The organism is Methylobacillus methanolivorans, assembly GCF_054588515.1.
Window position 1 is genome coordinate 398,789 of record NZ_BAAILT010000002.1, and the last position, 19,625, is coordinate 418,413.

Below are 19,625 nucleotides of genomic sequence, written 5' to 3' on the forward strand. Positions count from 1 at the left end.
TTGTGTAATAGATGACGGATGGAATGGCCTGGCCATTCCATCCATTTTGCTTTTTAGTCTATGAGAGTATGAAGAATGCAAAACCACATGAAATATAGCGCGCTATTGCTGCTTTCCCTGTTGCCTGGCTTTGCTGCGGCAGAAACCTTGCCTAACCTGGATGCCCGTTTTGAGACCTCGCAATGCGAGGTGCCATGCAAGCACCCAGTGAAGCGCGAGTGGCTGATGTTGCGTGGTGAAAACCAGGTCGAACTGCGCGATGCCAATGCCAATCGCAGTGATCTCTGGCAGTGGCAGGATGATACGTTGGACTACGTCTACCTGATGCATGGTCAACAACGGGCAATTGATTACACCTCGATTGACCTGCGCTTGTTGGGTATTGGCGCTAGCGAAAGCAAGTGGCAGGCACTGGCAAAGCTGGTGACAAGCAGCGAGCTGGCCAGCCTGGAGAAAAAGCCCGGTCAGCCTTATGAAAAGATGGCAACCGAGATTTATCAGGGCAAATTAAATGGGGTAGAGACAAAGCTGACCTGGATACCTGCCTTGCAGATTCCACTACAGGTGGAATACCGTTATCCCAAGCATGTGGTGACTGTAAAAATGGTAGAGCGTTATCAGGGTAAGCTGCCCGTGGAAAAGACCACGGCCAAGCAATTGCAGGCGTACCAGCATGTGGATTTCGTTGATATCGGCGATATGGAGCATGACAAGCATGCGGTGGCCTGGCTGGCAGAAGCCAAGGATGCGCCGGGCGTGCATGTGCATCCTCATGAACATGCTGAGCACCACGAGCATGAAGTGAATTGATGCGTTAAGGCCCTAAAGGCTCGGCATATGACTGAGTGAATGAGCGTAATGCTAGAATACTGGCATGACGCTCATCCCAGAAATCAAGCCCCAACAATCCCTGGAACTACTCAAGGAGCTGCATATCCTCACGCGGGATGGCAAGCTCAATCAGGATACGCGGCGCAAGCTCAAGCAGGTGTATCATCTCTATCACTTCATCGAACCCCTGTTGCAGGAGGTGATGGAAAATAACGCCAACCCGTTGTTGGTCGATCACGGTGCAGGTAAGTCCTACCTGGGTTTTATTCTCTATGACCTGTTCATCAAGCAACAGTCCGCGGGCCGCATTGCCGGCATAGAAACTCGTGGTGAACTGGTAGAGAAATCCCGCACGCTGGCTGACAAGCTGGGGTTTAGCCGCATGGATTTCCTGCACTTGAGAGTGGAGGAGGCGATTACCTCCAGCACCCTGCCAGATCAGGTGGATATCGTCACTGCCTTGCATGCCTGCAACACAGCGACGGATGATGCCATACGTTTTGGATTGGAGAAAAAGGCGCAGTTTATGGTGCTGGTACCTTGTTGCCAGGCCGAGGTGGCTGAAGTGTTGCGCCGACACAAGAATGAATCTTTCGGCAAGACACCCTTGTCTGAAATCTGGCGTCACCCCATCCATACACGTGAATTTGGCAGCCAGATCACCAACGTATTACGTTGTCTGCAACTTGAAGCCCATGGGTATCAAGTGACAGTGACAGAGCTGGTGGGCTGGGAACATTCCATGAAAAACGAGCTGATCATCGCTCGTTACAAGAACAGCCCAAGGCGTAATGCGCAAACCCGGCTGGAACATATCCTTGAAGAACTGAATCTACAAGATTTACGGCACCGCTTTCTTGATTAAGTGCTGAGTGCGGTGACTTGTGAAGTCGGACGAATCAAGCCCGACTTATTTGCGTGGTAGCTGGTCGCTTGGGATGTTTTGCAAGCTGCCGAAGGTCAGCGCATATTGCCGCGTGATTTCAGCACCAAAGAAGAAAATCTGTGCAGAGTAGTAGACCCATAGCAGTAGGGCAATTAAGGAGCCTGCTGCGCCAAAGCTAGATGCGACAGCACTATTACCAAGGTAAAGGCCGATCAGTGTTTTGCCCAGGCTGAACAAGATGGCGGTAAAAGCCGCACCCACCCATACATCTGACCACGGTAGTTTGACGTCGGGCAGCATCTTGAAGATGACGGCAAACATTGAGGTGATCACGCCAAAACTCACTAGTGCCGAAATATGCTTGAATACGCCAATTGTCGTGATGAAGCGGCCGACAAAATCAGCAAAGAATTGTTCGATAAGCGCCAGGCCTGCATTTACCAGCAATGATGTCAGCAGCAGAAATGCCAGTGAAATGATAATGCTGAAGGAGAGCAGGCGGGTCTTGATCAGGTTACCGATTGCTTGCTTGCTGCCCTGGGCCTTAGCCTTGGTGGTTTCCCAGACTTCATCCAGGCTGGCCTTGAGCTCGGCAAATACGGTGGTTGCGCCTACAAAGAGCAAAGCGGAGGCAATCAAGGTGGCAATAATGCCAGACTTTGGGTTGCTGGATTTTGCCAACATATTCTGGATGACCTGTGCACCACTTTCTCCTACCAGGTCAGAGATTTGTGCCACGATTTCGCCATGAGCGGCGCGCTCACCAAGGAAATATCCCGCAATCGCAATTACCAGCACCAGGATGGGCGTGAGCGAAAACATGGTGTAAAAGGCGAGCGCCGCTCCCTTGCTGGTGGCGCGGTGTGAAAACCATGACAATACTGATTGCACCAGCAACTGGCGCAGGCATTTAAGCCGATACAGGGTTTGCTGGCTTAGGCCTTGTATAAACTTGGCAATCAATCGTGCTCTCCTGGGGGAATAATTTAGTGGGCGTGGTGCCCCATTTCCTGATGGGTAATATCACGTCCATTAAACGTGATAGCTACGCTGTCCTGGCTGGCCTTTTTGTCCTCAAAAACCAAATTCAATGGAATCGTATCACCAGTTTTGACCGGGCTCTTGATGCCAAGCAGCATCAGGTGCAGGCCGCCGGGCTTTAGCTCTACAGGGGTGTTGGCCTTGAGCTCCAGTTGCTTGATCGGGCGCATCTTCATGACGCCATTCTCTACCGCCATTTCATGCAGTTCGACCTTGTCGGCAAAGCTTGAGTTCGCCGAGACCAGGATAACATCCTTGTCAGAAACGATGCGTACATAGCCCGCAGCGACTTTTTGCCCTGGAGCAGTGGTACGCACCCATGGCTCTACAACAGTAATTTCTGCCTGTACTTGCAAACTGCAAAGCAATAGCAGGCCTGACCAGATGTATTTCATTATTGCGCTCCTGTCATAGACGATTCAAAGTTGGCATTGATGCTGGGAAGCCCGTAAGTCAATGGGCCGATCAAGGATGCTTGCGAGATCAATTGATTGGAAAGTGCTATACAGGCAGCGCAGGGGGTAGTGTTGGTACGGGTATTGTCGATCACCGAGCACACCTCACCAAAAAAATCCTGATCTGCCGGATCGGCGCCCATGGTGGCAGTTTGCAGCAATAACCAGCAACCGAATCCAAATAGCAGGAAAAAAGCGCTCAGCCCGCCAACCAGCTTTAATTGATCAAACTCCATCCTGCTATCTTAACATGTGCAGCAATGCTCGCCTGCCTTGTGCTATTGGAGCAAAGGCAGGCGACCCTGCATATGATTGCGTGATGAGGGCCATGGATATCCATTGCAGGCAAAAATAGCAAGGATGCTCTGCTGATGCGCGAAGGCAAGGAGTAGCCATGCTAAAATCCATCCCCATCTATGAGTACCTCTAATTCCGTTTCAGAGCGCCAGTTGTTGCAACGTCTCAAGGCGCAAATTCCCGAGTGCATGTTGCAGGATCAGTTTGTGTTCAGGCGTCGCTTACAGCAGCTGGATGCGATGTTGGCGCAACAGAAGCCAATCGACCACGCACTATCTGAATTGTTTACTAAGATTCAGGCCTCCAGCCAGCGCCGCCAGGCACGGCTGGCGCAGTTGCCCAAGCCCGAGTATCCATTAGAGTTACCAGTCAGTGGGCGCAAGGATGAAATTGCGCAGGCGATTGCCAAAAATCAGGTAGTGATTGTCAGTGGTGAGACTGGGTCTGGTAAGACCACGCAGTTGCCGAAGATTTGCCTGGAGCTGGGGCGTGGCGTGGCAGGGCTGATTGGGCATACCCAGCCTCGGCGAATTGCTGCACGTTCGGTGGCTTCGCGCATTGCGCAGGAGTTGAAGTCTCCGCTGGGCGAGGCGGTGGGTTACAAGGTGCGATTCAATGACCGCCTGTCGGAATCCAGTTATATCAAGCTGATGACAGATGGCATCTTGTTGGCGGAAACGCAGGGCGACCGCTTTCTTAACGCCTACGACACTATCATCATCGATGAGGCGCACGAGCGCAGCCTGAACATTGATTTCCTGCTTGGCTACCTCAAGCAATTATTGCCGCGTCGGCCAGACCTTAAAGTGATTGTGACGTCTGCCACGATTGATGCCGAGCGTTTTTCCCAGCATTTTAATGGTGCGCCAGTGATTGAGGTTTCCGGGCGGACATATCCGGTGGAAATCCGTTACCGTCCCTTGGGCAGTCGCCGCATGGTGATTGCGCCGCCAGCGCCAGTGGTGACGCGGGCACCTGTGGTCAAGGTGCAGGAGGATGAGCCGCAAGACGATATTCTTGATATAGGCATCAAGCGCAAGGCAAGTCATGTGGATTCATCCAGCAGCACAGTGCTGCAAGATGATGAAGATGTGGAACTGCTGGGCCAGGACATTATGGGCATACAGCGTAAGCCGCGTGCCGAGGCCAAGTGGCTGGAAGAGGATGATGCCGAAGAGGCCATGGAGGAAGCGATCCTTGATTCCGTCGAGCAGTTATCGCGGCTTGGAGGTGGCGATATCCTGGTATTCCTGCCTGGCGAGCGTGAGATTCGCGATACCGCTGACTATCTCAACAAGCACTTGCGCCATGTGGAGATATTGCCGCTGTTTGCGCGCCTGTCTATAGAAGACCAGCAAAAGGTGTTCCGTTCCAGCGGCGGGCGGCGTGTGGTGCTGGCGACCAATGTGGCAGAAACTTCGCTGACAGTACCCGGCATTAAATATGTGATTGATACCGGCCTGGCACGTGTCAATCGCTACAGCGCCCGCGCCAAAGTCGAGCAATTGCAGATTGAGAAGATTTCACAAGCGGCGGCGCGTCAGCGTGCAGGTCGTTGTGGGCGTGTATCTAATGGTATTTGTATCCGGCTTTATGACGAGGCTGATTTTAACAATCGCCCTGAGTTTACCGACCCTGAAATCCTGCGCTCATCGCTGGCAGCTGTCATCTTGCGCATGGCTGCGCTCAAGCTGGGCCAGGTACAGGAGTTTCCGTTTATCGAAGCGCCGAGCTCGCGCTTGATCGCCGATGGCTACCAACTTTTGCAAGAGTTGGGTGCTGTGGATGCAGAGCAGAACATTACCGAGACAGGTCGCCAGTTAGCACGCCTGCCGCTGGACCCGCGCGTTTCGCGCATGATCCTGGAAGCCAAGAAGCAGGGTTGTGTCAGGGAAATCCTCATCATTGCCAGTGCCTTGGCAATTCAAGACCCGCGCGAGCGGCCCATGGATAAACGCGAAGCCGCCGACCAGGCGCATGCCAAGTTCAATGTCGAGCATTCCGATTTCCTCGGCTTCATCAAGCTGTGGGAATGGTACGAAGATGCTTTCAAGAGCAAGAAATCCAACAAGGATTTACTCAATAAATGCCATAGTAATTTCCTTTCCTTCCTTCGGCTCAAGGAGTGGCGCGAGCTTTATCAGCAATTAAAGGAAATTGCAGATGAGCTTGAACTCAAGCTCAATGTGGAACCTGCTTCTTACGAACAGGTACACCGTGCCTTGCTGGCTGGCTTGCTGGGCAATATTGGCTTCAAGGATGGCGAGGCAGACAATTATCTTGGTGCGCGTGGCATACGCTTCCATGTCGCGCCTGGTTCCACACTGAAGAAGGCTAGGCCGAAATGGGTGATGGCTGCCGAGTTGATGGAAACCACCAAACTCTATGCGCGTTGCGTTGCACGCATTGAGCCGGATTGGATAGAACCGTTGGCGCGCGGCCTGACGCAAAGTCATTACAGCGATCCGCGTTGGGATCGCAAGCCTGCGCAAGTCGTGGCGTGGGAGCGTGTCAGTCTCTATGGCCTCACTGTGGTGCCGCGCCGCCGCGTGCATTATGGGCCTATTCATCCGCAGGAAGCGCGCGAGATATTTATCCGTGAGGCGCTAGCGAATATGGAGTTCGATACGCGTGCGCCATTCTTCGCGGCTAATCGTCGCCTGATCGCCGAAATTGAAGAGCTGGAACACAAGGCGCGTCGGCAGGATGTACTGGTAGATGAGCACACCTTATTTGCGTTTTACGATGGAGTGGTACCCCAAGGGATTGTTAACGGTGCTGGTTTTGAGAAGTGGCGCGAGGATGCGGAACAAGCCAACCCCAAGCTGCTGTACCTCACGCGCGAACACTTGATGCGTCACGGCGCTGCAGGCATTACCGAGGTACAGTTCCCGGAAAGCCTGGCACTGGATGGCGTCACTTTGTCGTTGAAATACCGCTTTGAGCCAGGGCATGCACTAGATGGTGTTACGGCGACCGTGCCGCTGGCATTGCTCAACCAGTTGAATCCGGTTGAGGCGGAGTGGCTGGTGCCTGGCATGATCCGCGAAAAGGTCACGGCGCTGATCAAGGCCTTGCCCAAGACATTGCGTCGCGTTTGTGTGCCGGTGCCCGATTTCGTCACTGGCTTCCTGGAAGCTGCACCATCCAGGCAAGGACCATTGCTGCCCGCGATGGCTAACTTCATTCAGCAGCGCACTGGGCTTAAACTCAGTGCCAGTGAGTGGGAGGCCAACGCGCTTGATGCACATCTCTACATGAATTTCCGCGTGGTGGACGAGAAAAACCGCGAGCTGGGTAGTGGGCGTGATTGGCACGCCCTTAAAGCCCAGCTTGGCCAGGCAGCACAGCTAACCTTCCGTAGCAGTTCACCCAGCATCGAGAAATCTGGCCTCAAGCAGTGGGATTTTGGCGACTTGCCACCGACCTTGAGTTTTAGCCGCGACGGCCGCCAATTGACCGGTTACCCGGCGTTGGAAGACAACAGCGATAGCGTTGCCATTAAGCTGTTTGATACTGAACTGGTGGCACAGATATCTCATCGTGCCGGGGTGCGCCGCCTGATGCGTTTTGAACTCAAGGAGCAGATGAAGCAACTGGAAAAAGGCCTGCCCGGCTTCAACCAATATGCCTTGCAACTGCGCAACATCATGAACCCCGATGAGCTGCGCGAGGATATGCTCATTGCGATCAGCGATCGCGCCTTCATCGGCGAAGATGCCTTGCCACGTAATAACCAGGATTTCATGGCGCTCAAGACCCGTGCACGAACCAGGCTACCAGCCGTGGTCGATGGAGCGGGGCGGCTGGCAACGGCGATTGCTGCCGAATACACCCTGCTTGCACAAAAGTTGAACGCTGCACCAGCCAACCTGTCCAGAATCAAGAAGGAGTTGGAAGGCCAGCTTACGCACCTGCTGCCCAAGCGTTTTTTCAGCGCGACACCGTGGGAAACCCTGCAACATTTGCCGCGCTACCTCAAGGCCATGCGTTTGCGCCTGGAGAAATACCCTGGCAGTGTCGAACGTGATGCCCGTAGCGGACAGGCCGTGCAGCAGGTATGGGATCGCTGGGAGGCGCGTCTGCAAAGCTTGCGCAAGGCGAATCATGAAGTGCCGCGAGCCTTACTGGACTATCGTTGGTTGATTGAAGAGTTGCGCGTCTCCTTGTTTGCCCAGGAACTGAAAACCCCATTTCCGGTATCGGTCAAACGCCTGGATAAAACCTGGGAAGATGTGGTTCGTAGCTAATTATATTGTTGATCATTAAATGGCTGATCGTTGTAGAGATGAAGCATCAGCGCAAGCTTGGTGGCAAGCAATGAATGGAGAGGAGTTTTGTTGAAATTACATCGTTCAGTAGCGAGTTTTTTGGCTGTTGGCCTGATGTGCGGGGCGCTTGCTACTCATGCTGATGAACCAGGGTTTGATGCGTGGTTGCAGGATTTTTACCGTGATGCGCAGGCACAGGGTATTTCTGCGCAGAGTCTACAAGCGGCCCTGTCCGATGCTCGTCCTATAGACCGTATTATTGAGCTGGATCAATCACAGCCAGAGTTTGTGCAGACTTTTCTGACTTATCTCAACCGCCGCGTGACGGCGAAGCAGATTGCTCGCGGCCAGGCGTTGTTGCAGGAGCAAGGGCCTTTGTTACAGGCCGTGGAGCAGAAGTATGGCGTGCCAGCTGCGGTGCTGGTGTCGTTCTGGGGGCTGGAAACCAATTACGGACAAACCCTGGGTAACTTTTCCACCCCGCAAGCATTGGCCACACTGGCCTATGAGGGCCGCCGCCATGCCTTTTTCCGCAGCCAGTTGCTGGATGCCTTGCGCATCCTTGATGCCGGGCATATTGCTGCGAGTAACATGGTGGGCTCCTGGGCTGGTGCGGTTGGGCACATGCAGTTTATGCCTTCGACCTTTCTAGCTTATGCCGAGGATGGTGACGGTGATGGCAAGATCAATGTCTGGCAATCCATTCCCGATGCCATGTATTCCGCCGGGCGTTACTTGAGTGCGATTGGCTGGAAACGTGATGAGGCGATTGCCGTTGAGGTGAGCCTGCCGCAGGGGTTTGATTGGCAGCAAGCCGTGATTAGCCAGAAACGCACGGTCGCTGCGTGGCAGGCGATGGGAGTACAGGCGATTGGACAAGGGCTACCATCGGCAGACCGCAATGCGGCGATTATTTTGCCGCAAGGCTGGCGTGGCCCTGCATTCATGGTGTTCGACAACTTCAATGCTGTCATGCAATGGAACCGATCAACCAGCTACGCCTTGACCGTGGCTCACCTTGCCAGCCGTTTACAGGGAGGCAAGGCATTGAGTGGTGGCTTCGAGGCAGAGCAGGAGCCAGTGAGCATTGATGCTATCAAGCGCTTGCAGCGACAGCTGACAGAGCTGGGCTTTGATACGCGTGGCAGCGATGGATTACCCGGCCCCAATACCCAGGCTGCCATTCGGATATACCAGCAGACGCACGCTTTACCGGCTGATGGTTATGCCTCACCAAGCCTGATGCAGCATGTGGCCACCACGTTGGCTGCACAAACCGTCGATACCGAGCTGATACCCGGTTTCCCCGGCACTCAGCCATGAGCGTGGCGGGTGATCTTGATGCAACATGGATTAACTATTTAAAGGAGAAATGCACATGAGTGAGCAACGTAAGCTACGCTGGGGCATATTGGGCGCAGCGCGCGTCAATGAGCGCCTGCTGCCTGCCATTGTCGATGCTGCCAATGCCGAGCTGGTGGCGATAGGCAGCCGCCGTGCAGGGGCAGCCGCTGCAATGCTTGAAAAGCATGCGCCTGGGACGGCGGGGGTTAATCTTTATGATGATGCCGAAGCCTTGCTGAATGACGCGCGTGTTGAGGCAGTTTACCTGCCCATGTCCAACCATGAGCATACGGAATGGGCCTTGAAGGCAATTGCCAAAGGCAAGCATGTGCTGATCGAAAAGCCCTTGGCGCTGACCGTGGCCGATGTCGATGCGATTGCCAGCGCGGCAAAGCAACAGGGCGTGACGGTGATGGAAGGCTTTATGTATGCTTTCCACCCGCAGTTCGCCCGCGTGCAAGAGTTGCTGCGCTCTGGCGTGATTGGTGAGGTGAAGTTCGTACGTGCCAGCTACTCTTTCCTCATGAAGCCCGCGCGGCTTTATCGCCTAGAGCGTAATGTCGATGGCGGCGGCGGGGCGATGTGGGATATTGGCCCTTATGCCATCCACTCATTGCGCAGTTGTTTCGGCACCGAGCCTGAAAGTGTGGTGACGATTGCCAAATACACCGATAGTGGGGCGGATATCGCCACCAGCGGCGTATTTGATTTTGGCGAGGGCAAACATGGGCATTTTGACATCAGCTTCGAGACCTCGCGCCGCTCCGAATACCAGGTGACTGGCAGCAAGGGCGGCCTGAAATGCCACACTGTCTGGCAGCAGGCGGGCGACGTGCCTGTCATCACCTGGTGGACGGAAGATGGCCGCTTCTGGGAAGAGCGTTTGCCCGTGAGCAATCATTTTGTCGCTGAAATCGAGCATTTCAGCGATTGCGTACTGAACGGCAAGCCGCCATTCCTTAGCCTGGAAGATGCACGCGGCAATTGCCAGGCGATCGTGGCGGCCATGCAGTCGGCAGCCCAAGAAAGTAAGGTCTATATCTAGCTGCATGCAGCAGCATGGCAATCAATGCTGCTGCTGAGTGTCCAGTTGCTTGATGCTGCCGCTCATGGTGTAAAACTCCATCTTGGGCGTGGTGTAGTTGGAATGCGATAGCCCTTGCTGGAAGTCGTCCAGATGCGTGACAGTGCCACCATCTTTTTCCTGCCAATAGATCAGGTAAGCCCCAGGCCTGATCTCGCGGTATTGATACTTGACCTCTCCGGTTAAGCCCTTGAGCGGACCTTCGGTCACAATAAAGCGTATGGTATCGGCGGAGATGAAGCTATCTTGCGCAGCAAAGCCATCGTACTGGAATAGATAAGTGTGGCCGATGAAGGACGGGGTGTCAGCCGCCCAGCTTGCGCTGGCAGCCAGTAACGCTGCTAACGTGGTCAGTCTTTTAATCTTGATCATCATAAAATCAGTCTTTCGTGGTGGTGAATGCTATTTGTGCTGCGATGAAAGCGCACCACGAGGCTGGTTTGCCCAAATAGTGACTTGCGTTCAGCACTTGCAGGGCTTTGCCCGGTTGTTCAAGCACGAAACTAGGAAAGCCATTGCCGTCTATCTGTGCCAACAATTCGCGGCTTTGCTGAATATGTTGTGCCGTAGCGGTTGGGCTAAGCTCGGCAAATCGCTGCGCAAACTTCGTTGCATCCATGCCTAGTTCGTTAGCCAGTGCAATCAACACCTGCTGTTCTGCCACTTTCATGCCATATTGATAATGGGCGGCTTGTATCTTCTCCAGCATGGCTAGCCCTAGGCCTTGCAGGGATTGTGCGCATAACACGGCGGTAATAGGCGGTGTTGAGTCCAATATGACGTTGCCATCTTCCAGCAAGCCTTGGAAATAAGCATCGCCGAATATTTGTCCGCTCAAGGCCGCAATACGCTTATCGTGTGGCAGGACATAATCACGCCAAGCCGGGGACATCTGGCGACGGTTATGGTCGCTCAACATGCCGCCACCGTGCAGGCTGAGCAGCAAGCCAGGAATGTGGCTTGCTGCTTGCGCCAATGGCGCAGCAGCGTAACACCAGCCGCACAAAGGGTCATAGATGTAATGCAGTGTGGCGACTGGCGGCGTACTTATTCCGCTGGCCATTTCATTTCGCCCTTGATCACTTTTGCACTCAGTTCCAGCGAAGTCTCTTCTGCCAGGGAGGGGTATTGTTGCTTCATGGCTGATACCAGTTCTGCCGAGTTTTTGCTCTTGTTTGCGGTTTGTTCGAAGGCTTGCAGGTATTCACGTGTAAATGTAACCGCACCTAATCCTGTGGGTACATCGCCAAGATAATGACCAGGAATGATGGTTTTCGGCTTGAGTGCTGTAACCTCATCCAGGGTGGTCAGCCAGTCCTGGCGCGATGCGGTGGTTTGAGTATCTGCTATCCAGACGTGAATCCCGCTGGACAAGATGACGCCACCGACGATAGCCTTCAATGACGGAATCCACACATAGCTACGATCTGGTGCGTGGCCTTGCAAGCCTTTGACTTCCAGCGTCTGGCCCTCAAGATCGATCTTGTTGCCCTTTAGTACTTCCGGTAGCACCAACGATTGTGGCGCGTTGGCGCCAAGTTGAGGCCCCCAGTAGTCTTTTTTGCCCTGGCTCGTTGCCTTGATGGCTGCAACGGTTTCTGCAGTCGCGATGATCTTGGCCTTGGGGAAAGCTGCATGGAGTACATCCAGCCCGAAATAGTAATCAGGGTCGCTGTGGCTGATATAAATGGTAGTCAGGCGTTTACCGGATTGCTGGATGCGCTTGACCAATTCCTGCGCATGATTGCGCTGAAATTGGGCGTCAATCAACACAATATCGTGCTTGCCGCTGATCAATTCCGACGATACCGGGAAAAAGCCTTGCTCGCCTGGATTAAAAATCTCCAATTTCAATGGCTCAGCGGCTACAGCATGTTGGCCGACGATACCGGTCATGAATACACTTGCCAGGAACAACATGGATTTGAGGCGCACAGCAGACTCCTTACTTGATGATGAGCAGCATCATAGGATTTTTCTTTCATGATAAAAATCACCTAGAATGCAATTGTTTGTTGCATAAATCGATCAAATAAGGGCTGTGCATGGATAGGATTACCGCGGCAGAAGTATTTGTGTGCATTGCAGAGCAAGGCAGCATGACGGCTGCGGCGCAGGCCATGGATATGTCTCGCGCCATGGTGACGCGGTATCTTGGCCAAATGGAAGAATGGGCAGGTGTACGCTTGCTGCATCGCACGACGCGCAGGATGACGCTGACTGAAGCCGGGCAAGCGATCTTGCTGCGCTGTCGCGAGATGCTGGCGATTAGTGCAGAGATGAATCTCGCACAACAGTCAGGGGATGAGCCGCATGGCTTGTTGCGTATCAGTTGTGCGCAATCTATTGCCCAATATGGGCTGGCGGCGCTGGTTGGGCGTTATTTGCAGCGCTACCCGATGGCGGCTGTGGAATTGCAGATCAGTAATCACACCATCAACCTAGTTGAGGATAGGATCGACCTGGCTATCCGTATTACCAATGATCTGGCCCCAGGCCTGATTGCCAAGCCTTTGGGCACTTGCCATTCTGTTGTTTGTGCTGCCCCGGCCTATATCGCTCGCCATGGTGCTCCCAGGACGGTAGAAGAACTGGGCATGCACCAATGCCTGACCTATTCATATTTTGGTAAGAGCCTGTGGACGTTTTTGCACCAAGGCAAGGAATACCATGTGCCTGTCAGCGGCAGCCTGACGGCTAACGACTCTACTGTGCTCCTGGCTGCGGCGATTGCCGGGGCAGGGGTGAGCCTGCAACCAGTTCATGCGGCGGCTGGACCCATCAGTCGAGGGGAGCTAGAGGTGCTGTTGCCCGATTTTAAGCCGCGTTCGCTAGGTATTTATGGGGTTTACCAGACACGCAGCCATATGCCGCTGATCTTGCGTTCTATGCTGGACTTCATGGCTGAGCATTGGGCAGAGAGTATGCCTGACACAGCTTAGAGTAACTTGATCTCGCTGAGTTTTTCCAGGCAGGTATCGCGGATGATGCGCGCCAGGTCTTGGGTGTATGGCCGAGCCATGATGTCCGGCATGCCGAGAGCATGTAGTTCCGACCACAGGCCTTTGCGGCCTATAGGCTTGGCAATCACATATTCGTGATCTACATAGCTTTGTATGCCCCAATTAGGTAGTGCAGCGATGCCGCGGCGGCTGGCTACCAATTGCATGATGGCAATAGTCAGCTCGCTGGTACGACGGGTGAATTCGATGCCAGCGGGTTTGAGCACCTGGCGGATGACGTCGATGCGCTCTTCCGGCACTGGATAGGTAATCAGCGTTTGTCCGGCAAAGTCCTCTGCCATTAATCGTGGTTTGTTACGCAATTCATGCTCGGGCGGCAACACGCCCATGATCTCGAACTTGAATAGCGGAATCGCGCTCAGTTCGCGTAATTTCTCCGGCAGGCTGCCGATGACAAGGTCGGCTTTGCCTTCATGCAGCAAGTGCCATGGGTCGCTGTGGAATCCGGCAACCAAATCCAGTTCGACTTCTGGCCAGGCGCGGCGGAAGGCATCCATCACCGGCGTCAGCCAGTCAAAGCAGGTGTGGCACTCCAGCACTATTCGCAATTCCCCTGATTGATCGCTCTTGAGGCGAATCAGGTCACGCTCGGCTTTTTCTTGCGCTTCCAGCACTTCCCTGGCCAAGGCCAGCAGACGCTCTCCAGCAGGTGTGAAGCGAATGCCATGCGCTGTGCGCTGGAACAAGGGGGTGTCGTAATGATTTTCCAGCACGCGTATCTGGTGTGAAAGCGCTGATTGTGTGAGGAATACCCGCTCGGCAGCATGAGCCAGCTTGCCGGTCTCGGCAATCGCAATCAGGGATTTCAGGTGGCGGATTTCCAGCATGGTGTGCTTGTTGGTATGAATTTAATTCAAGTTTATCAAAAAAACTTTCGCTTTTTTAAATTTATTGCATCCGTGAAAATTCCTGCACTTTTTCAATGAACTCATTCACATCATTCAAGCAAGGGATTCAAGCATGGCAATTGCACATATTCTGGGATATCCACGGATCGGCGAGAAACGCGCACTCAAGTTTGCCCAAGAGGCATTCTGGAAAGGGGAGCTCAATGCGACAGGTTTGCAGGAGATAGGCAAGGGCTTGCGCGAGCAGCATTGGCAAAAGCAATCAGGTTTGGGCTTCATCACCGCTGGTGATTTCACGTTTTATGACCACGTGCTGGATCACGCCGTGATGTTTGGCGCAGTGCCGGAGCGTTTTGGCTTTCAAGGGGGAGTATTGTCGGAGGAGCAATATTTCGCCTTGGCGCGAGGCAATGCCAGCCAGCCTGCGATGGAAATGACCAAGTGGTTTGATACCAACTATCACTATATCGTGCCGGAGTTGAGCGCAGACACACGGTTTTCCATCAATGCCCATGAATTCCTTAGCCGCCTCGATGAAGCACAGGCACAAGGAAAAACGGTCAAGCCCGTGTTGTTGGGGCCAGTCAGCCTGCTGTACCTGAGCAAGGCCAGGGATCATGATCGCCTGCAATTGCTGGATGGACTGGCAGAGCAATATGCCTATCTGTTGCGCGAGCTCTACCATCGCAAGATTGAGTGGTTGCAGATCGATGAGCCAGTATTGGCGCTAGACCTCGATGATCAGTGGCTGAAAGCATTTGAGCGTACTTATGCCTGGTTGCGTACGCAACGCCCGAAGATTCTGCTGGCGACTTATTTTGCCAATGTATCTCGATATCAAGGTTTCATCACAGGCCTGCCGGTCGATGGCATTCATCTTGACCTGGTACGTGCGCCTGAGCAACTGGCACCATGGCTCAATGCCTTGCCGGGACACTGGGTGTTATCCGCAGGGGTAGTGGATGGCCGCAATATCTGGCGCAACGATCTGCGTCGCAGCCTCGATATCTTGCAACCACTGGCACAAAAGCTGGGTGATCGTTTATGGGTAGCACCAAGTTGCTCGTTGTTGCATACCCCCGTGACTTTGGCACATGAAGAAAACCTTGATCCCGAAATCAAGCACTGGTTGGCCTTTGCGGATGAAAAAATTGCCGAAGTTGCGACCTTGGCGCGCGCCTTGAATGAAGGCGAAGGTAGCATCGCTACCGAGCTGGCCGCATCTGATGCTGCTGTGCAATCACGCCGGACCTCAAGCCGGGTACACAATGCGGATGTGCAGGCTAGAATTGCTGCCTTGGATAAACTCAATCCAGAGCGTCATCGTGCTTTTGCTGAGCGTAAAGCTGTGCAGCAAGCTCGCTTCAATCTGCCTGCATTGCCAACGACGACCATAGGTTCCTTCCCGCAGACCGCGGATATCCGCGCCAGTCGTGCTGCCTTCAAGCAGGGAAAGCTATCGACCGATCGTTATCAGCAGGATATGCAGCAGCACATCGAACTCGCTATTCGCGAGCAGGAGGCCCTGGATATTGATGTGCTCGTGCATGGTGAAGCCGAGCGCAACGATATGGTGGAGTATTTTGGGGAGCAGCTGGCAGGCTATGCGTTTACCCAATATGGCTGGGTGCAGAGCTATGGCTCGCGTTGCGTCAAGCCTCCTGTGATTTATGGTGATGTTTATCGTCCGCAGCCGATGACGGTAGAAACCGCGCGTTATGCTCAATCGCTCACTAGCCGCCCGGTTAAGGGCATGCTGACTGGCCCGGTGACGATGTTGCAATGGTCTTTTGTCCGAGACGATCAACCGCGTCAATCCACAGCAATGCAGCTTGCATTGGCAATACGCGACGAGGTGGATGACCTGCAACAGGCAGGTATTGGCATTATCCAAATCGACGAGCCAGCGCTGCGTGAAGGCTTGCCGTTACAACAGGCCGAATGGAAGCAATACCTGGATTGGGCAGTGAGGGCATTCAAGCTCAGTGCCAGCGTGGCTGAGGATGACACCCAAATCCACACGCATATGTGCTATTCCGAGTTCAATGACATCCTGCCTGCGATTGCAGCCATGGATGCCGATGTGATTACCATCGAGACTTCTCGTTCGCACATGGAGCTACTGGATGGCTTTGGCGAGTTTACTTACCCGAACGACATTGGCCCCGGTGTATACGATATTCATTCCCCTCGTGTGCCGACGATTGCTGAAATCGAGGCATTATTGCGCCGTGCGGCCAGTGTCGTGCCTCTTGCGCAGTTATGGGTTAACCCGGATTGCGGCCTCAAGACGCGCGGCTGGGCGGAAACACGTACTGCGCTGGACAATATGGTGAAGGTGGCAAAGCAGTTGCGCAACGAATTGGCTGCTTAATCAGGTGACAGGGTTGCCTGGAGTAGCGTGGTGATCGTTTCCACGCTTTCCGGCCGCACTACACGACCAATTTCTACGCCATTGTGCAGCAAGATCAGGGTGGGCCAAAGCTTGATGCGGAAGCTGCGGCCCAGCCGCTTGCCGGGGCCATCTTCTATGCGTTCGTGCCGCAACTTGGGGTGAGCCTGCAGCGCGGTGTTCAGCAGCGGCTGTGCACGCTGACAAAAGCCGCACCAACTTGCGCCAAATTCAAGCAATAACGCACCTGGTATCTGCTCAATCTCTGCACGGCTAGGTTCGGGAGTGGTGGCTGGTTTCATCGCTGGTCTTTATTTATTACTCATTTTTACGCGCCTGTCTTGGCGAAAATATCGTTTCATGATAGCTCAATTCATGATGCAGATATGGCTGGAAAATTCTTCAAAAAATTTCTCCTTAAAAATCCTGTATATACCTCAAAAAATCAATATATAGTGTTTTGTTGGCTACACAAGCACATTTTATTGCGCTATATTCCATCCCACTACGGTGTTCGACAGCGGTTCGATTTAGTCGGGAAAAGGGAATGTGGTCACGGGTTTATGCCTATTCAAGCCACAGCTGCCCCCGCAACTGTAACCGGAGAGTGGTATGCCATTTCAATTGTCACTGGGCCTGTGAGTGTAGGGCCTGGGAAGACCGGCCAACCACGGTGACCCGGAAGCCAGGAAACCTGCCGTAGATTATTTTCATAACGTTTGAGGCGGGGTGTCCTCAGCAAAAGCTATCGTGGCCAGTGCCGCGAAGCAGTTCATTTTGCTGACTCCATGCATGTAGGCTTGACCAGGAATCTGGTCGCCAAGGCATGGAGACACCTTGCTTCCTGACAGGGAGCCTTAGATGACAAAGTATGAATCCATGAATGCCACCAAGCGGGATGGTCGCCGTGAGCCGATCAACCTGGACAAGATCCATCGCGTGATCGATTGGGCGGCACAGGGACTGGACAATGTATCGGTATCGCAGGTCGAGCTGAAGTCGCACATCCAGTTCTATGACGGGATTCGTACCGATGTCATTCATGAAACCATTATCAAGTCCGCGGCTGACTTGATCTCGGAAGAGACGCCGGATTACCAGTACCTAGCTGCTCGCCTGTCCATCTTCCATTTGCGCAAGATCGCCTATGGTCAGTTTGAGCCACCGCACTTGTTTGACCATGTGACCAAGCTCACTGAAATGGGCAAGTACGACCAGCACCTGCTTGCCGACTATAGCCGCGCAGAGTTCGATGAGCTGAACGAGCATATCGACCACTGGCGCGATATGAATTTCTCTTACGCTGCCGTGAAGCAGCTGGAAGGCAAGTACCTGGTGCAAAACCGGGTGACCAAGAAAATCTACGAAAGCCCGCAATTCCTCTACATCTTGGTAGCGATGTGCCTGTTTGCCAAGTATGAAGGCAAGGCGCGCCTGGAATACATCAAGCGCTTCTACGATGCGGTATCTACCTTCAAGATTTCGCTGCCTACGCCCATCATGTCCGGTGTGCGTACGCCTACGCGCCAGTTCAGCTCCTGCGTTCTGATCGAATGCGATGACAGCCTGGATAGCATCAATGCGACTACCAGTGCGATTGTGAAGTATGTTTCGCAACGTGCCGGTATTGGCGTGAATGCAGGCCGCATTCGCGCTGTTGGTAGTGAAATTCGCGGTGGCGAGGCCCAGCACACTGGCTGCCTGCCGTTCTACAAGTTGTTCCAGGCCGCAGTGAAGTCCTGCTCGCAGGGTGGAGTGCGTGGTGGTGCAGCGACCTTGTTTTACCCGTTGTGGCACCTGGAAGTTGAATCGTTGCTGGTGTTGAAAAACAACCGCGGCGTGGAAGAAAACCGCGTGCGCCACCTTGATTACGGTGTGCAGATCAACCGCTTGTTGTATCAGCGCCTGATCAAGGGTGGCGATATCACTTTGTTCTCGCCGCACGATGTGCCTGGCCTTTATGACGCTTTCTTTGCCGACCAGGACGAGTTCGAGCGCCTGTATACGCAATACGAAGCTGATGACAGCATCCGCAAGCGTACCTTGCCAGCGGTGGATTTGTTCTCATTGCTGATGCAGGAGCGTGCTGGCACCGGTCGCATCTACATTCAGAACGTCGATCATTGCAATACTCATAGCCCGTTCAACCCCAAGTTGGCACCAGTGCGGCAATCCAATTTGTGCATGGAAATCGCGTTGCCAACGCATCCGCTGGACGACATCAATGACGAGCATGGTGAGATTGCATTGTGCACCTTGTCCGCCTTTAACCTCGGCGCGCTGGAAAACCTCGGCGAGCTGGAGGGCTTGGCCGACCTCGTGGTGCGTGCACTGGATGCATTGCTTGAGTACCAGGATTACCCGGTCAAGGCGGCGCTTAATGCCACTGACAAGCGTCGCTCGCTGGGCGTGGGCGTGATCAATTACGCTTATTACCTTGCCAAGAATAGCACTGGCTACACTGATGAAGCAGCGCTAGGCCTGACCCACCGTACTTTTGAAGCAATCCAGTATTATCTCTTGAAAGCTTCGGTACAGCTTGCGCGCGAATTCGGCCCTTGTGGTGCGTTTAATGAAACCACTTATGCGCAAGGCATCTTGCCGATCGATACTTACAAGAAAGACCTGGATGCAGTGTGCAATGAAGCACTGCAACTCGATTGGGAGCAATTGCGCAAGGATATCGTCGCCAACGGTTTGCGTAACTCCACACTCACTGCGCTGATGCCTTCCGAGACTTCCAGCCAGATCGCCAATGCGACCAACGGTATTGAGCCACCGCGTGGCCTGGTGTCGGTCAAGCAATCCAAGGATGGCATCCTGCGCCAAGTGGTGCCCGAGATTGAGCGCCTGCGGCATCAATACCAATTGCTGTGGTCGCTGCCCAATAACGATGGCTATCTCAAGCTGGTGGGCATCATGCAGAAGTTTGTCGATCAGTCGATTTCTTCCAATACCAACTACGATCCCAAGCGCTTTGAGGGCGGCAAGGTGCCAATGAAGCAATTGCTCAAGGATTTGTTGCAGGCTTACAAGCTTGGCGTCAAAACCCTCTATTACCATAACACCCGTGATGGCGCGAGTGAGGGCGGTAGCGAGGCGGAAGACGACGGTTGCGCCAGCGGTGCTTGCAAGATCTAGACCGGCAGTTGA

16 protein-coding genes and 1 riboswitch are annotated in these 19,625 nt (G+C 53.8%); of the genes, 8 read left to right on the forward strand and 8 right to left on the reverse strand.

The features are described 5' to 3' along the window. Nucleotides 1-87: 87 nt before the first annotated feature. On the forward strand, nucleotides 88-810 hold the full coding sequence (locus LG202_RS03175) for a hypothetical protein (protein WP_230346965.1): 723 nt from the start codon (nucleotides 88-90) through the stop codon (nucleotides 808-810). Between the two features lie 64 nt (nucleotides 811-874). Beyond that, the gene (locus LG202_RS03180; RefSeq protein ID WP_230346966.1) at nucleotides 875-1,696 is read left to right on the forward strand and encodes a class I SAM-dependent methyltransferase; all 822 of its coding nucleotides are present in this window, start codon (nucleotides 875-877) and stop codon (nucleotides 1,694-1,696) included. Between the two features lie 45 nt (nucleotides 1,697-1,741). Here the strand turns inward: LG202_RS03180 and LG202_RS03185 are convergent, their stop codons facing one another. The 3 genes from LG202_RS03185 to LG202_RS03195 are packed head-to-tail and all read right to left on the reverse strand — an operon-like array spanning nucleotide 1,742 to nucleotide 3,449. Further along, complete coding sequence (locus LG202_RS03185) at nucleotides 1,742-2,680, reverse strand: YihY/virulence factor BrkB family protein (protein ID WP_230346967.1); 939 nt, start codon at nucleotides 2,678-2,680, stop codon at nucleotides 1,742-1,744. A 23-nt stretch (nucleotides 2,681-2,703) separates the two neighbouring features. Then, nucleotides 2,704-3,153, reverse strand: coding sequence for a copper chaperone PCu(A)C (locus LG202_RS03190; RefSeq protein ID WP_230346968.1), 450 nt, complete (start codon nucleotides 3,151-3,153; stop codon nucleotides 2,704-2,706). Next, on the reverse strand, nucleotides 3,153-3,449 hold the full coding sequence (locus tag LG202_RS03195) for a hypothetical protein (protein ID WP_230346969.1): 297 nt from the start codon (nucleotides 3,447-3,449) through the stop codon (nucleotides 3,153-3,155). Before LG202_RS03195 ends, LG202_RS03190 begins: the two co-directional genes overlap by 1 nt. Nucleotides 3,450-3,698: 249 nt before the next feature. On the opposite strand from LG202_RS03195, the gene hrpA reads away from it, so the two are divergent. The 3 genes from hrpA (at nucleotide 3,699) to LG202_RS03210 (ending at nucleotide 10,170) form a co-directional block, all read left to right on the forward strand. Next, complete coding sequence (gene hrpA / locus LG202_RS03200; protein ID WP_230348032.1) at nucleotides 3,699-7,760, forward strand: ATP-dependent RNA helicase HrpA; 4,062 nt, start codon at nucleotides 3,699-3,701, stop codon at nucleotides 7,758-7,760. Between the two features lie 90 nt (nucleotides 7,761-7,850). After that, on the forward strand, nucleotides 7,851-9,104 hold the full coding sequence (locus LG202_RS03205; RefSeq protein ID WP_230346970.1) for a lytic murein transglycosylase: 1,254 nt from the start codon (nucleotides 7,851-7,853) through the stop codon (nucleotides 9,102-9,104). Between the two features lie 55 nt (nucleotides 9,105-9,159). Continuing rightward, a complete protein-coding gene (locus tag LG202_RS03210; RefSeq protein WP_230346971.1) occupies nucleotides 9,160-10,170 on the forward strand; it encodes a Gfo/Idh/MocA family protein in 1,011 nt (336 codons plus the stop codon). Nucleotides 10,171-10,191: 21 nt separating this feature from the next. Here LG202_RS03210 and LG202_RS03215 read toward each other — a convergent pair whose 3' ends face one another. The 3 genes from LG202_RS03215 to LG202_RS03225 are packed head-to-tail and all read right to left on the reverse strand — an operon-like array spanning nucleotide 10,192 to nucleotide 12,144. After that, nucleotides 10,192-10,584: a MoaF-related domain-containing protein gene (locus tag LG202_RS03215; protein WP_230346972.1), complete on the reverse strand. Its 393-nt coding sequence runs from the start codon at nucleotides 10,582-10,584 to the stop codon at nucleotides 10,192-10,194. 4 nt (nucleotides 10,585-10,588) lie between these two features. After that, complete coding sequence (locus LG202_RS03220) at nucleotides 10,589-11,272, reverse strand: DsbA family protein (RefSeq protein WP_230346973.1); 684 nt, start codon at nucleotides 11,270-11,272, stop codon at nucleotides 10,589-10,591. Beyond that, nucleotides 11,257-12,144, reverse strand: coding sequence for an MBL fold metallo-hydrolase (locus LG202_RS03225; protein ID WP_230346974.1), 888 nt, complete (start codon nucleotides 12,142-12,144; stop codon nucleotides 11,257-11,259). The genes LG202_RS03220 and LG202_RS03225 overlap by 16 nt, the downstream gene beginning before the upstream one ends. A gap of 110 nt (nucleotides 12,145-12,254) precedes the next feature. Between LG202_RS03225 and LG202_RS03230 the strand changes: the two genes are divergently transcribed. Next, nucleotides 12,255-13,151, forward strand: coding sequence for a LysR family transcriptional regulator (locus LG202_RS03230; protein WP_230346975.1), 897 nt, complete (start codon nucleotides 12,255-12,257; stop codon nucleotides 13,149-13,151). On the opposite strand, the gene LG202_RS03235 is transcribed toward LG202_RS03230, so the two are convergent. After that, complete coding sequence (locus LG202_RS03235) at nucleotides 13,148-14,059, reverse strand: LysR family transcriptional regulator (protein ID WP_230346976.1); 912 nt, start codon at nucleotides 14,057-14,059, stop codon at nucleotides 13,148-13,150. The genes LG202_RS03230 and LG202_RS03235 overlap by 4 nt on opposite strands. 133 nt (nucleotides 14,060-14,192) lie before the next feature. Between LG202_RS03235 and metE the strand changes: the two genes are divergently transcribed. Beyond that, a complete protein-coding gene (gene metE / locus LG202_RS03240) occupies nucleotides 14,193-16,454 on the forward strand; it encodes a 5-methyltetrahydropteroyltriglutamate--homocysteine S-methyltransferase (RefSeq protein WP_230346977.1) in 2,262 nt (753 codons plus the stop codon). Here the strand turns inward: metE and LG202_RS03245 are convergent. Continuing rightward, complete coding sequence (locus tag LG202_RS03245; RefSeq protein WP_230346978.1) at nucleotides 16,451-16,774, reverse strand: thioredoxin family protein; 324 nt, start codon at nucleotides 16,772-16,774, stop codon at nucleotides 16,451-16,453. The two genes, metE and LG202_RS03245, sit on opposite strands and share 4 nt — an antisense overlap. Nucleotides 16,775-16,963: 189 nt before the next feature. Next, a riboswitch (cobalamin riboswitch) is annotated at nucleotides 16,964-17,188 on the forward strand. A 145-nt stretch (nucleotides 17,189-17,333) separates the two neighbouring features. Between LG202_RS03245 and nrdA the strand changes: the two genes are divergently transcribed. Further along, nucleotides 17,334-19,613 (forward strand): class 1a ribonucleoside-diphosphate reductase subunit alpha, encoded by a 2,280-nt coding sequence (nrdA, locus tag LG202_RS03250; RefSeq protein ID WP_230346979.1) that lies wholly within the window; start codon nucleotides 17,334-17,336, stop codon nucleotides 19,611-19,613. Nucleotides 19,614-19,625 lie beyond the last annotated feature (12 nt).

What these genes read in the sequence shown, in the direction of transcription:
- LG202_RS03175 (WP_230346965.1), top strand. Translation starts at nt 88, where the DNA reads ATGAAATATAGCGCGCTATTGCTGCTTTCCCTGTTGCCTGGCTTTGCT.
- LG202_RS03180 (WP_230346966.1), top strand. Translation starts at nt 875, where the DNA reads ATGACGCTCATCCCAGAAATCAAGCCCCAACAATCCCTGGAACTACTC.
- LG202_RS03190 (WP_230346968.1), bottom strand. Translation starts at nt 3,153, where the DNA reads ATGAAATACATCTGGTCAGGCCTGCTATTGCTTTGCAGTTTGCAAGTA.
- LG202_RS03195 (WP_230346969.1), bottom strand. Translation starts at nt 3,449, where the DNA reads ATGGAGTTTGATCAATTAAAGCTGGTTGGCGGGCTGAGCGCTTTTTTC.
- hrpA (WP_230348032.1), top strand. Translation starts at nt 3,699, where the DNA reads ATGTTGCAGGATCAGTTTGTGTTCAGGCGTCGCTTACAGCAGCTGGAT.
- LG202_RS03210 (WP_230346971.1), top strand. Translation starts at nt 9,160, where the DNA reads ATGAGTGAGCAACGTAAGCTACGCTGGGGCATATTGGGCGCAGCGCGC.
- LG202_RS03215 (WP_230346972.1), bottom strand. Translation starts at nt 10,584, where the DNA reads ATGATGATCAAGATTAAAAGACTGACCACGTTAGCAGCGTTACTGGCT.
- LG202_RS03220 (WP_230346973.1), bottom strand. Translation starts at nt 11,272, where the DNA reads ATGGCCAGCGGAATAAGTACGCCGCCAGTCGCCACACTGCATTACATC.
- LG202_RS03230 (WP_230346975.1), top strand. Translation starts at nt 12,255, where the DNA reads ATGGATAGGATTACCGCGGCAGAAGTATTTGTGTGCATTGCAGAGCAA.
- LG202_RS03235 (WP_230346976.1), bottom strand. Translation starts at nt 14,059, where the DNA reads ATGCTGGAAATCCGCCACCTGAAATCCCTGATTGCGATTGCCGAGACC.
- metE (WP_230346977.1), top strand. Translation starts at nt 14,193, where the DNA reads ATGGCAATTGCACATATTCTGGGATATCCACGGATCGGCGAGAAACGC.
- LG202_RS03245 (WP_230346978.1), bottom strand. Translation starts at nt 16,774, where the DNA reads ATGAAACCAGCCACCACTCCCGAACCTAGCCGTGCAGAGATTGAGCAG.
- nrdA (WP_230346979.1), top strand. Translation starts at nt 17,334, where the DNA reads ATGACAAAGTATGAATCCATGAATGCCACCAAGCGGGATGGTCGCCGT.